Annotated in this window: 10 protein-coding genes; 6 read left to right on the top strand and 4 right to left on the bottom strand. The window is 63.3% G+C overall.

Annotated features, from left to right (window positions below; genetic code table 11):
- The first annotated feature begins 13 nt into the window (after positions 1-13).
- Both ACY65G_RS12410 and ACY65G_RS12405 read left to right on the top strand, forming a co-directional pair.
- Positions 14-520, top strand: a complete 507-nt coding sequence (locus tag ACY65G_RS12410; protein WP_464997668.1) for a hypothetical protein — start codon at positions 14-16, stop codon at positions 518-520.
- Positions 521-543: 23 nt separating this feature from the next.
- Positions 544-993 carry a DUF3597 domain-containing protein gene (locus ACY65G_RS12405; RefSeq protein ID WP_464997667.1) on the top strand — a complete coding sequence of 150 codons (450 nt, stop codon included), beginning with the start codon at positions 544-546 and terminating at the stop codon, positions 991-993.
- A 225-nt stretch (positions 994-1,218) separates the two neighbouring features.
- On the opposite strand, the gene ACY65G_RS12400 is transcribed toward ACY65G_RS12405, so the two are convergent.
- From ACY65G_RS12400 to ACY65G_RS12385, 4 genes are all read right to left on the bottom strand, one after another.
- Positions 1,219-3,879, bottom strand: coding sequence for a DNA topoisomerase III (locus ACY65G_RS12400; protein WP_464997666.1), 2,661 nt, complete (start codon positions 3,877-3,879; stop codon positions 1,219-1,221).
- Between the two features lie 337 nt (positions 3,880-4,216).
- Entirely contained in the window at positions 4,217-4,687 is a 471-nt protein-coding gene (locus ACY65G_RS12395; RefSeq protein ID WP_464997665.1) for a Smg family protein, read from the bottom strand.
- 53 nt (positions 4,688-4,740) lie between these two features.
- Positions 4,741-5,829: a DNA-processing protein DprA gene (gene dprA, locus ACY65G_RS12390; protein WP_464997664.1), complete on the bottom strand. Its 1,089-nt coding sequence runs from the start codon at positions 5,827-5,829 to the stop codon at positions 4,741-4,743.
- Positions 5,830-5,914: 85 nt separating this feature from the next.
- Positions 5,915-7,009: a LysM peptidoglycan-binding domain-containing protein gene (locus ACY65G_RS12385; protein ID WP_464997663.1), complete on the bottom strand. Its 1,095-nt coding sequence runs from the start codon at positions 7,007-7,009 to the stop codon at positions 5,915-5,917.
- Between the two features lie 318 nt (positions 7,010-7,327).
- Between ACY65G_RS12385 and def the strand changes: the two genes are divergently transcribed.
- The 4 genes from def to metH all read left to right on the top strand — a co-directional run bounded on the left by def (position 7,328) and on the right by metH (position 13,656).
- Positions 7,328-7,867, top strand: coding sequence for a peptide deformylase (gene def / locus ACY65G_RS12380; RefSeq protein ID WP_464997662.1), 540 nt, complete (start codon positions 7,328-7,330; stop codon positions 7,865-7,867).
- An 11-nt stretch (positions 7,868-7,878) separates the two neighbouring features.
- The gene (gene fmt / locus ACY65G_RS12375; protein ID WP_464997661.1) at positions 7,879-8,835 is read left to right on the top strand and encodes a methionyl-tRNA formyltransferase; all 957 of its coding nucleotides are present in this window, start codon (positions 7,879-7,881) and stop codon (positions 8,833-8,835) included.
- 266 nt (positions 8,836-9,101) lie between these two features.
- Entirely contained in the window at positions 9,102-9,710 is a 609-nt protein-coding gene (locus ACY65G_RS12370; protein ID WP_464997660.1) for a PEP-CTERM sorting domain-containing protein, read from the top strand.
- A 169-nt stretch (positions 9,711-9,879) separates the two neighbouring features.
- Positions 9,880-13,656, top strand: coding sequence for a methionine synthase (metH, locus tag ACY65G_RS12365; protein ID WP_464997659.1), 3,777 nt, complete (start codon positions 9,880-9,882; stop codon positions 13,654-13,656).
- Positions 13,657-13,701: the final 45 nt, after the last annotated feature.

Here is a 13,701-nt window from a genome sequence, read left to right as displayed (position 1 = left end):
ACAGGAGCCGGCAATGGGATTCGATCTCGGTAATCTGTTACAGCAATACATCGGCGGGGCCATCGACCCTGCCCGCGCGGAACAGGATTTTCCGCAGGCGGCACAACAGGCGCCGCGCGGCGCGGTGGCGCAAGGCGTCACCGAAGCACTCCGCTCCGACCAGACCCCGCCATTCGCACAGATGGTGAGCCAGCTGTTCGGCCGCAGCGACCCGCAGCAGCGGGCCGGCATGCTGAACCAGCTGCTGGCCAATGTCAGCCCAGCCATGCTGACGGCGCTGGCCGGCGGCATCGGCAACCTGTTCGGCCAGAACGGCCAGCCGCAGGTCACGCCGGAGCAGGCTGAAAAGATCACGCCACAGCAGGTCGAAGAAATCGCCAGCACGGCCGAACAGCACAATCCCGGCATCGTCGACCGTATCGGCGACTTCTATGCCGAACACCCGCAACTCGTGCAGGCACTGGGCGGCGCCGCGCTGGCGATCGTGCTGGGCAAGATCGCGCAATCGCACCGTAATTGACCAACCGTTAAAGGAGGCATCACATGGGTATCCTCAGCAATATCTTCCACAAGATCTTCCCGTCGTCGCACCCGGCCGTGGCCCAGCAAAAACAGGCACCGGCGCCGGCACCCGCGGCAGCCCCCGCAGCCAAGCCACAGGCCGCGCCTGCTTCGCCGGCCACCGCGACCGCGGCGCAATCGCCAGCCGCGCCGGCACAGCCGGCCGCCCTGTCCGAAGTGGACGTGGAAGCGATCCTGAACGCCAAGGCGCAGCAGGCCGGCGAGACGCTGAACTGGCGTACCTCAATTGTCGACCTGCTGAAACTGCTGGACCTGGACAGCAGCCTGCAATCGCGCAAGGAACTCGCGCAGGAGCTGCACTACACGGGCGATACCGGCGATTCCGCCAAGATGAATGTCTGGCTGCACCGGCAGGTGATGAACAAGCTGGCCGCCAACGGCGGCAAGGTCCCCGCGGACCTGAAGGACTAACGTCCCGCAGTGCGGGGCGTTAGAACTGACTCGCAGTGCGGGACGTTGGAACTGATTCGCAGTGCGGGACGTTGGAACTGATTCGCAGTGCGGGACGTTGGAACTGACTCGCAGTGCGGGACGTTGGAACTGATTCGCAGTGCGGGAAGTTGGAACTGACCCGCAGTGCGGAGCACCGAACAAAAAGGGGCCACATGTGGCCCCTTTTCGTATCGGCTGATCCGCTTACTCGGTCGCCACCGCCTTCTTCGCCGCAGCCTTCTTTGCAGGCGCTTTCTTGGCCGCCGCCGTCTTGGTGGCGGCTGTCTTGGTAGCAGCCTTCTTCGCCACCGGCTTCTTCGCCGCTGCCGCCTCTTCCGGCTGGGCTTCGGCGCCATCCGCTACCACGGCGGCCTTGCCCTTCGCGGCCGGCTTTTCCTTGCGCGGCTCGAATTCAAAGCTGATCTTGCCGTCCTTGCCGCGCACGAGGAACGCCTTGAACGGCCGGCGCGTGCGCTGCGAGACGAATCCCGGCAGCAGGTCGGTCTTGCCTTCGTTCAGCAGCTTGGCCATCTGCTCCGGCAGGATTTCCTGCTGCAGGATGATGCGGCCGCTGCGGAAGTCGCACGTCTTCGGCTTTGCCACGCTGTGCTCGCAAACATAGGCCAGACCCATCTCGTACACACCGCCACTGCACTTCGGGCAAGGCCCCAGCGCCGTCTGGCCGGTGAAGTCGACACCTTCGCCATCCTCGCCCTCTTCCTCGTTCTGGCCGAAGTCGAATTCGAGCTTGAAGTTGTTGATGTCCTCGTCGCGCACGATGCGCAGGATCGCGGCGAACGGCCGGCCCATCTTCGAGCGGAAGCCCTGCAACGGGCCGATGGTGCGGTTCTTCAGCAGCTCTTCCACTTCGGCGATCTCGAACTGCCGGCTGCCAGGCGTTTTCGACATCGAGAATTCGCACTTCGTGCACGCGAAACGGCGATAGTTTTCCTTGACCACGCCACTGCAGTTCGGGCATGGCGTGACGAGCGTCGCATACTCGCCAGGGATCGTGTCGTTGCTGTATTCCTTGGCGCGCTTGACGATAATCTGTGTCATCTGCGCGATTTCGCGCATGAACTCTTCGCGCGAGATACGGCCCTTTTCCATCTGCGACAGCTTGTGTTCCCACTCGCCGGTGAGCTCGGGCGCGGTCAGTTCGCTCACGCCCAGGCCGCGCAGCAGCGTCATCAACTGCGATGCCTTCGCGGTGGACATCAGTTCGCGGCCTTCGCGGATCAGGTATTTCTCCGTCAGCAGGCCTTCGATGATCGCCGCGCGCGTGGCCGGCGTGCCGAGGCCCTTGCCGGCCATCGCATCGCGCAATTCATCCGAGTCGACCAGCTTGCCGGCGCCTTCCATCGCGGAGAGCAGCGTTGCTTCCGTGTAGCGCGCGGGCGGCTTCGTCACGAGTGCATTCGGACTCACCTTTTCCGTGTGGACCTTCTCGCCCTTCGCCACCGGCACCAGGTTGCCGCCGCCTTCCTTGTCGTCGGTGGTGTCCTTGCCATAGACCGCCAGCCAGCCAGGGTTCGTCATCACCTTGCCTTCGGTCTTGAACTGGTGGCCCGAGACTTCGGTGAAACGCGTGGTCACCTGGAATTCGGCGGCCGGGAAGAACACGGCCATGAAGCGGCGCGTGACGAGGTCGTACAGCTTCTGTTCCGGCTCCGACAAGCCTTTCGGCGCGATACCGGTGGGGATGATGGCGAAGTGATCCGAGATCTTCGTGTTGTCGAAGATGCGCTTGTTCGGCTTGACCCAGCCCTTGTCCAGGATCTGCTTGGCGAACTGGTGGTAGTTCGGATTCTGCTTCACGACTTCCAGCGTGGACGTCACGGTGGGCAGGTAATCTTCGGGCAGGTGGCGTGAATCGGTACGGGGATACGTGAGCACCTTGTGCTTCTCGTACAGCGCCTGCGCCAGGCCCAGCGTGTTCTTGGCCGAGAAGCCGAAGCGGCCGTTGGCTTCACGCTGCAGGCTCGTCAGGTCGAACAGCGCGGGCGCCATCGACGTGGTCGGCTTCGATTCCTCGGTGACGATGCCGGGCTTGCCCTTGCAGGCCAGCGCGATCGAATCGGCGGCGGCACGGCTCCACAGGCGCTCGGCGCGCTTCTCGGGATCGTTCTCGTCCTTCTTGAAACCCGTGTCGAGCCAGCGGCCTTCGTAGACGCCGGCGGCACACACGAATTCGGCGCGCACTTCCCAGTAGTCGCGCGGCACGAATTTCTTGATCTTCTCGTCGCGCTCGACAACGATCGACAAGGTCGGCGTCTGCACGCGGCCCACGGTCGTCAGGTAGAAGCCGCCCTCTTTCGAATTGAAGGCCGTCATCGCGCGGGTGCCGTTGATGCCGATCAGCCAGTCGGCTTCGGAACGGCAGCGCGCCGCGTCGGCCAGCGGCAGCATCTCTTCATCGCTGCGCAAGTGCGCAAAGCCTTCGCGGATCGCGTTCGGCGTCATCGACTGCAGCCACAGGCGTTTCACGGGCTGCTTGGCTTTCGCGTTCTGCGCGATGAGGCGGAAGATCAGCTCACCTTCGCGGCCCGCGTCGCATGCGTTGATCAGCGCGGTCACGTCTTTCCGCTTGATCAGCTTGTTCAAGACCTTGAGGCGGCTTTCCGTCTTGGCGATGGGATTCAGCGCGAAGTACGGCGGGATCATCGGCAGGTGCGTGAAGCTCCATTTGCCGCGCTTGACGTCGTGCTCTTCGGGCACGGCGATTTCCAGCAGGTGGCCGACGGCGGACGACAGCACGTATTCTTCGGATTCGAAATACTCATCGTGCTTGGTGAAGCCGCCAAGCGACTTCGCGATATCGTTCGCGACAGAAGGCTTCTCGGCGATGATGAGGGTTTTGCTCATGATTGTTGTTCTCGGTTTGCTTTGCTCAGTTGCTGCGGGGCCTGCGTCGCGCGCGGCGCGTCGGCTGGCCTGGCCGGGGTACGGCAGGCGCATGATACATGGGCATCACGCATCGTGCCGGATTTTTCGCCCCGGGCATTTTTGTCAAGGGGCCAATCATAAGCGCGCACGCGGCAAAACCGCAAGCATGCGCACCAATGCAATCCGGCCGCAAAGGCGGCCGGCGAAAGTACTTCCAGGAATGATCGCGGGAATCTCCGCAACTTGCGGGTGACCCGCGCCGCTTTCAATACCGCGGTTCAATGCAGCATTGGTACAGCAAATCCGGTGCAGAAAATCAGTGCAGGAGACGGGGGGCCTGTTCTTCGTCCGAGCCGAACAGGTCGTCGAACATCAGCGCATCCGGCTCCTTGCCCTGACTCCACAACAGCATCAGCACGATGATCTTCAGCTTGCCCAGGTTGACGGGCGATTCCTCGAGCGCCAGCGCGCGCTCGATGACGATTTCACGTTGCAGCGGCGACAGAACGCGCGCACTTTCCAGGAATGCGATGAAGCCGATGGCTTGCGTGCCCAGGGCATCCTGTTCCTGTTCGACATAGAAACGCGTGCCGGTCGATCCCGTGGACGCCAGCTCGACATCCATTTCATCGGCCATTTCGGTCAGGTCGTTGAGCCAGACCAGCGCCTCGGAAATCTCCACATCGTCGAAACCGACAGCGGATAGCTTCTTCGCCAACGCAGCCGGTTCGGGGCATGCATCGGGGCGATAATAAGTCTCGTAGAGATAAACAAGGATGTCGAACATGGCGCTACTCTATCAGCATAAATCGGCGCGGCACAAGACCGCACTTCTGGTTTTCACCGTTTCAGTCGCTGAAAAACACCACCCGGCAACCGTTCCACAACACCTGCTAACTCTAGTGCAAGCAAACTTGCCTGAGTGTCAGCCGGATCGAGTTTCAGCCTTGCCGCGAGTTCATCGGCGGGTACTGGATCGTACGTCAATGCCGTTAACAACACGTCGGCCGCCTCGGACAATTCCTCCAGCATCGCCGCCTCGCCCACTGCGTTCCCGATACCGAATGCTTCGAGGATATCGTGCGCGGTGTCGACCAGTCTGGCGCCATCGCGTATCAGCTTGTGACAGCCTTTCGACAGCGCCGAATGGATCGAACCGGGAATCGCGAACACGTCGCGGCCCTGCTCATTGGCAAGTCGCGCGGTGATCAGCGAGCCGGATTTCTCCGCTGCTTCCACCACGAGCACGCCGCGCGACAAGCCGCTGATGATGCGGTTGCGGATCGGGAAGTATTGCTTGCGCGCGGAAGTACCCAGCGCAAATTCGCTGAGCAGGCAACCGGCATCGCGAATGCGCGCGGCCAGTGCCGCATTCGAGCCCGGATAGATCACGTCGATGCCGGTACCCATCACCGCCACCGTCGATCCGGCACCGGCCAGGCCGCCCTCGTGCGCGGCGGCGTCGATGCCGAGCGCAAGGCCCGACACGATCGTGCAGCCCGCCTCCGACAGCGCGCGTGCGAAGTTGCGGGCGTTGGCCCTGCCCTGCAGCGTGGCGCTGCGGCTGCCGACGATACCGACAATGCCGATCGCCCTGCCTGCATTGCTTCCCGCATGACATCCACCCAATAGCGAGAGATCGCCTTGCGCATGCAGCAGCACCGGCGGATCGGCAATCTCCTTCAGTTGCGGCGGATAAGCCGCGTCGTTCAGCGTCAGCAAATGGTTGCCGGGCTGGCTGGCCCAGTGCAGCGTGGCTTCGGCCACCGTGCGGGCGCGCGCCGCGAACGGCGCGGCGATGGCCGCCACAGGCAACCTGGCATCCACGTCGGCAAGGCGGTTTTCGCGTGCCGCGTCGATCACGGCCTGGGCCGTGCCGTGAGCGCGTACCAGCCGCGCGGCCGCGTGGCGCGGCAGGCCCGGCATCATCGCCAGGCGCAGCCAGGGCAGCAGGGCATCCACACACTGCGCGGCGCCTCCAGGGAAAAGGGAATCCGTGGCTTGCACGGCGGGATCACTCCGGGGTTCTCGCGACGTCGCCGACCACTACCGGTTCGGTCGCCTGCATGATCAGGCCATAGGAAACATGCTTGAACACGCGGAAGATGAACAGGCTGCCGACCTGTTCGTCCGGCAGCCTGACCTGCGGATTGCCGAGATTGTGCCAGCCTTTGCTGGCCGACTTGTCGGCGACCGTCTGCCCGACATGGTACAACTCGAGGGTCGCACCGACGTCGAGCCCGTCAAGCTTTCCACGATTGATCGAGACCACGTGGTGCTGGCCGGCATGCACCACGCCATCATAGATGGCCAGCACGCGCGCATCGACGGGCACGGCCGGCGGATGCGGCACGTAGTTCTGCAGCGGCACGGGCTCGCTGCGCATCAGCTGGTCGCCCACGCCCATCTCCTCCCTTGCGCCGGTGACGACGAACGTGTGCACGTCCGCTCCGGGTGCGGCTTCTTTCTGCAAAGCCAGCGTGCCGAGATAATGTGCCTCATGGCCCACCACGGCCTTCGTGACCGGGTCCCGCAGCGGCTTGCCGGGGCGGAAGACCTGGAACGACGTGGCGCCCTTCAGGTTGCCGCGCACGTAGGCCTTGTCATCCTTGCCGAGGAAGACCCGGTTGCCGGCGGTGGCCACGATGCGCGGTGCGTCCTTCAACTCGTCCGACTCGACGATCAGCGGCTGTGCCAGGAACGGCTCGATCGCACCGGGCGCAATGGCGGGAATGGCATCCTTGCCCAGGCCTTCGGTGCGCTCCCGTGGCGACAGCTTCACCGTACCCGGCTCGGCGGCAGTCAGCCTGCTGCCCAGCCGCAGACGCCCGGCGGCGCGGTCGAACCAGATGACCTGCCCGGGATAGATCCAGTGCGGATCGGCGATGCCGTCCCGGTTCATCCCCCACACGCGGGGCCAGCACCAAGGCTTTTGCAGGAACGCTCCGGCGATGTCCCACAACGTGTCGCCCTTGGCAACGATGTGCTGGTCGGGCGCGTTCGGCCGGAACTCGCAGCGGCTGTCCTGTGCCGCGGCTGGCACCGCGCTCGCTCCGCAAATCGCCAGTGCAACCAACAGGCGGGTGCCGACTGTGCTAAAATTTTTCATTGAATATATCCGTTGATTCGGCAGAAAAGCGCCCGGTTCGTGTTTCTTCGACGCTTCCTGTATTACTTTCTTGTATTTTTTTCACACGAGGTTGGTGAAAGAAACAAGCATACAAAGAAGTTGCCGATCGGAATCATTCTGCCCAACTTTACCCTGAATTGACAAGCCTAAACCGTAGGACAAGCCGAACAACGCCGTAATGCGTGCCGGTCTCTTGTTCGGGCGTTGCTTTTTTGCGAGGCATGATCATTTCGATCACGCACCCTTCGCCGCCAGCCTGCAGGTTTTACGTTATCCGCATTTTTTTACAGATCATCCATGTCGAAACTGAACATCCTCCGCTATCCCGACCCGCGCCTGCACAAGGTCGCCAAGCCCGTTACCGAGTTCGACGAACGCATCGCGCGCCTCGTCGCCGACATGGCCGAGACAATGTACGACGCGCCGGGCATCGGCCTGGCCGCCACGCAGGTGGATGTGCACGAGCGCGTGATCGTCATCGATATCAGCGAAACGAAAGACCAGCTGACTGTCTACATCAATCCCGAGGTGCTGTGGGCCAGCGACGAGAAGCAGGTCTATGACGAAGGGTGCCTGTCGGTGCCCGGTATCTACGACGATGTGGAACGTCCGGCCAAGATAAAAGTGCGCGCGCAGAACGAAAAGGGCGAATTCTTCGAGGTGGATGCCGATGGCCTGCTGGCCGTGTGCATCCAGCATGAAATGGATCACCTGATGGGCAAGGTGTTCGTCGAATACCTGTCGCCGCTCAAGCGCAACCGCATCAAGACGAAGCTGCAGAAGGAAGAGCGCGGCATGGACCGCGAGCGCCAGTTGCGCTCCGTCGGCCGCCGCTGACCGGGCGCCCGATGAAGGTCGTCTTTGCCGGCACTCCCGAGTTCGCAGCCGTGGCGCTGCGGGCCATCCACGCCGCGGGCTTCGAGATTCCCCTGGTGCTGACGCAGCCGGACCGCCCGGCCGGCCGTGGCCTGCACCTGCAGCCTTCGGCCGTCAAGCAATACGCGGTGGCGCAAGGCATTCCCGTGGCGCAGCCGCTGTCGCTGCGCATGGATGCGAAGGATCCGCAACGCGCGCAGGAAGCGCAGGCGGCGCACGCATTGCTGCGCGCCACCGACTACGATGCAATGGTGGTGGCCGCCTATGGACTGATCCTGCCGCGTAGCACGCTCGACATCAAGCCCTGCATCAATATCCACGGTTCGCTGCTGCCGCGCTGGCGCGGCGCCGCGCCGATCCACCGGGCCATCGAAGCGGGCGACCATGAAACGGGCGTCACCATCATGCAGATGGAAGAAGGTCTCGACACGGGCCCGATGCTGCTGATCGAACGCACGCCGATCGGCCCGCAGGACACGACAGCCACGCTGCACGACCGGCTGGCGTCCATGGGTGCCGACATGGTGGTGAAAGTGCTGCGCAAGATGGAGCACGATGTGATCGAGGCCGTGCCGCAACCGGAAGCGGGTGTCACGTATGCCGCCAAGATCGCCAAGGAAGAAGCCGCACTCGATTTCACCCTGCCGGCGCGCGATGTCGGCCGCAAGATCCGGGCGTTCAATCCCTTCCCCGGCGCGCACGCAACGGTGAACGGCACCGTGATCAAGCTGTGGGGCGCCGAATTGCTGGATGCGGACAGCGCGGCGCCAGCCGGCCAGGTCATCGCCGCCGATGCCCAGCACGGCATCGTGGTCGCCTGCGGCAGCGGCGCATTGCGCCTGACGGAACTGCAGAAACCGGGCGGCAAACGCCTGCCCGCCGCCGAGTTCATCAAGGGTTTCGCCCTCGAAGGCCTGCGTTTCGAATAACGACTGCCGCAGCCATGTGAACGATGCAGGCCGGTGCGAAAGCGCCGGCCTGTTTTGCCATCTGCTCTCCATTTGCTTCCGGGCCTGCCGCGCTCCCGCCCCCCGCGTTGCCACTTCATTTGGTCCAATATATTGATCACGATAATTTAAATATCTTTTGAATAATCAATACGTTGTATCGGTACAAAGCCTGCGGGAATTTGTTCCATCGCAAAGCCGGGCCAGTTAATATGTTTACTCCTCTTCACTTTTTGTTGAGAAGTATCATGATAAAAACTGTTGTACTTGCCACCTTGCTGGCCGTCAGCTGCGGCGCCAATGCAGTCCCCACATGGAATTTTTCGTACACGGGTTTCGTTGACCAAAGCACTGGAATTTTCTCCAATTCCTATAAGCTGAAAGGCTCTTTTACGGGTAAAGATGGTAATCATGATGGTTATCTCGACAAGACCGAAATTACGTCCTTCTTCTTGAATGGAATGGATTACATCGGCTGCGCTGGTGACAGCAATGAGTTCTACCAATGCGGTACGGACAAATTCCTGTACAAAATCGGCGGCGCGCTCGATTTTGCTGCCGGCATCGGCAGCACCGATCCGGAAGGGTATGTCAGCAAAGGCCATTACTTCATCTCCGGCGACCGCGAATTGGACTATCACTTCACGCCGGATTCGTACACGGAAAACGCCTACCTCTGGGATGAGCGGACCAGGTTCGCCATCGGCAAGGGTCGCCCGTGGTCTGCCTATTCCGCCTTGGAAATGCAAGTACTGGCCGTACCCGAGCCAGGCACCTGGGCCATGCTGGCCACCGGCCTGCTGGTCGTGATGGGCACCGCGCGCCGCCGCAAGGGGGCAATGCCCGTGCGCGCCTGACCTCGTCGATCGTCGTTCATACCGCCGCGCCGACCGGCCCGCGCCTTGCGTGGGAAGGTCGGCGCGGTTTTCGCATGTGTGCCCCGAGCGGGCCGCAGGGCGCCCATGCCGCTTTGCCGCGCACTTTACCGTATAATCAGTACCCCCTTCCAGTTCGCCATCGATGCCAATGAACCAGCCCGTGTCCCTGCCCCGCCCCATCTCCCAGACCGAAGCGCAACTGCGGGACATCCTGTCGCGCCGCATCATGTTCCTCGATGGCGCGATGGGCACGATCATCCAGCAATACAAGCTCGATGAAGCGGCATACCGCGGCGAACGCTTTGCGAGTTTCGCGGCGCCCGCCGACAGTGGCGCGCGCGAGCTGTTCGTCAAAGGCAACAACGAGCTGCTGAACATCACGCAGCCGCACATCATCCAGGAAATCCACGAGCGCTACCTGGCGGCCGGTGCCGACCTCATCGAAACCAACACCTTCGGCGCCACCGGCATCGCGCAGGACGACTACCACATGGCCCATCTCGTGCGCGAGATGAACCTGCAGGCAGCGAAGCTGGCCCGCGCGGCGGTGGACAAGTACAGCACGCCGGACAAGCCGCGCTTCGTGGCCGGCGCGCTGGGCCCGACGCCGAAGACCGCGTCGATCTCGCCGGACGTCAACGACCCGGCGGCCCGCAACGTCACGTTCGACCAGCTGGTCGCGTCGTATTACGAGCAGCTCGGTGCGCTGGTCGAGGGTGGCATCGACGTGGTACTGGTGGAAACCATCTTCGACACGCTGAACTGCAAGGCGGCGCTGTTCGCGATCGACCAGTATTTCGATGACCACCCGGCGCAGGAGCGGCTGCCGCTGATGATCTCCGGCACCGTTACCGATGCTTCGGGCCGCATCCTGTCCGGCCAGACCGTGCCGGCCTTCTGGAACTCGGTGCGTCACGCCAGGCCGCTGACCATCGGCCTGAACTGCGCACTCGGCGCGGCGCTGATGCGCCCTTATGCCGAGGAGCTGTCGCAGATCGCCGATACCTTCGTGTGCATCTATCCGAACGCCGGCCTGCCCAACCCGATGAGCGACACCGGGTTCGACGAACTGCCGGCCGACACGTCGGCCCTGCTGCAGGAATTCGCCGGCGCCGGCTTCATCAACATGGCCGGCGGCTGCTGCGGCACCACGCCGGACCACATTGCCGCCATCGTCGACCTGCTCAAGGACATGAAGCCACGCGCGCTGCCGCGCATCCCGGTCGCGCAGCGCCTGTCCGGCCTGGAGCCGTTCACGATCGACGACGATTCGCTGTTCGTCAACGTGGGCGAACGGACCAACGTCACGGGTTCGAAGGCGTTTGCGCGAATGATCCTGAACGAGCAATACGACGAAGCGCTGTCCGTCGCGCGCCAGCAGGTGGAAAACGGCGCCCAGGTCATCGACATCAACATGGACGAGGCGATGCTGGATTCGCAGGCAGCCATGACGCGCTTCCTGAACCTGATCGCTTCCGAACCGGACATCTCGCGCGTGCCGATCATGATCGACTCGTCGAAATGGTCGGTCATCGAAGCCGGCCTGAAATGCGTGCAGGGCAAGTCGATCGTCAACTCGATCTCGATGAAGGAAGGCGAGGCCGAGTTCATCCGCCAGGCGCGCCTGTGCCGCCGTTATGGCGCCGCCGTGATCGTGATGGCGTTCGATGAAACGGGTCAGGCCGACACGTTCGAGCGCAAGATCGAGATCTGCGAGCGCGCCTACAAGGTGCTGACGGAAAAAGTGGGCTTCCCGGCCGAGGACATCATCTTCGACCCGAACATCTTCGCCGTGGCAACCGGCATCGATGAGCACAACAACTACGCGGTCGACTTCATCAATGCCACGCGCTGGATCCGCGACAACCTGCCGCACGCGAAGATTTCCGGCGGCGTGTCGAACGTGTCGTTCTCGTTCCGCGGCAACGACCCGGCGCGCGAGGCGATCCACACCGTGTTCCTGTACCACGCGATCAAGGCCGGCATGACGATGGGCATCGTCAACGCGGGCATGGTCGGCGTATACGACGACCTGCCGGCCGAACTGAAGGAGCGCGTCGAGGACGTGGTGCTGAACCGCCGCCCCGACGCGACGGAGCGCATGATCGAAATCGCCGGCACGCTGAAGGCCGGCGGCAAGCAGCAGGAAGCGAACCTGGAATGGCGCGAAGCACCGGTGGAAAAGCGCCTGGCGCACGCGCTGGTGCACGGCATCACGCAGTGGATCACCGAAGATACCGAGGAGATGCGCCAGCAGGTGTTCGACAGCGGCGGCCGCCCGATCAACGTGATCGAAGGCCCGCTGATGGACGGCATGAACATCGTCGGCGACCTGTTCGGCCAGGGCAAGATGTTCCTGCCGCAGGTGGTGAAATCGGCCCGCGTGATGAAGCAGGCCGTCGCCCACCTGATTCCGTACATCGAGGAAGAAAAGCTCGCCGAGGAAAAACGCACCGGCATCGTGGCCAAACCAAAGGGCAAGATCGTCATCGCCACCGTGAAGGGCGACGTGCACGACATCGGCAAGAACATCGTCTCGGTCGTCCTGCAATGCAATAACTTCGAAGTGGTGAACATGGGCGTGATGGTGCCCGCGTCCGAGATCCTGGCGCGCGCCAAGGTGGAGAATGCCGACATCATCGGCCTTTCGGGCCTGATCACGCCTTCGCTCGAAGAGATGGCGCACGTGGCCAAGGAAATGCAGCGCGACGAACACTTCCGCATGCTGAAGATCCCGCTGCTGATCGGCGGCGCCACCACGAGCCGCGCGCATACCGCCGTGAAGATCGCCCACAACTACGACGGTCCGGTGGTGTATGTGCCGGACGCGTCGCGGTCCGTCTCCGTGGCGCAGTCGCTGCTGACGCCCGAGGCGCGCGAGCGCTATGTGCAGGAACTCGATACCGACTACGCCCGTATCCGCGAGCAGCACGCCAACAAGAAGGCGCTGCCCACGGTCACGCTGGCCGCGGCCCGGGCGAACCGGATGAAGCTCGATTTCGCGCCCGTGAAGCCGAAGTTCGTCGGCCGCCGCCTGTTCCGCAACGTCGACCTGGCCCTGATCGCGCAATACATCGACTGGGGCCCGTTCTTCCAGACCTGGGACCTGGCCGGCCCGTTCCCGGCGATCCTCACCGACGAAGTCGTGGGCGAGGCGGCCACCAAGGTCTTCGAGGAAGGCCAGGCGCTGCTCAAGCGCATCATCGAGGGCCGCTGGCTCACGGCCAACGGCACGGTGGCGCTGCTGCCCGCCAACAGCGTCAACGACGACGATATCGAGGTCTACACGGACGATACGCGCAGCGAAGTGGCGTTCACGTACTACGGCCTGCGCCAGCAAGGCGTGAAACCGGTGATCGACGGCGTGCAGCGCCCCAACCAGTGCCTGGCCGACTTCATCGCGCCGAAGGCGTCGGGCGTGAAGGACTACATCGGCATGTTCGCGGTCACGGCCGGGCTGGGCATCGAAAAGTACGAGAAGCGCTTCGAGGATGCGCACGACGATTACTCGTCGATCATGCTGAAGTCGCTGGCCGACCGGCTGGCCGAGGCGTTCGCCGAATACCTGCACGAGCGCGTGCGCAAGGACCTGTGGGGCTATGCGGCGGACGAGCGCCTGACCAACGAACAGATGATCCGCGAGGAATACCTCGGCATCCGCCCGGCGCCGGGCTACCCGGCCTGTCCGGAGCACACGGTGAAAGCCGACCTGTTCCGCGTGACGGGCGCCGAGGAGATCGGCATGGAGCTGACCGAATCGTTCGCCATGTTCCCCGGTGCCGCCGTGGCCGGATTCTATTTCGCCCATCCCCGGTCGAAGTACTTCACGGTCGGCAAGATCAACGAAGACCAGCTCGACGACATGGCGAAGCGCCGCAACGTGCCGAAGGCGCAGCTGGAAAGCTGGCTGGCGCCGAACCTGTAAGCCTGATCTTCCGGCCTCCCGCGCGGCTTGGCGGGAGCGCCCCCG

The sequence above is a fragment of the Pseudoduganella sp. jia 12 genome, from assembly GCF_055502675.1.
Note: the sequence above shows the minus strand (reverse complement) of the source record. Positions and strands in the feature narration are given on the sequence as shown.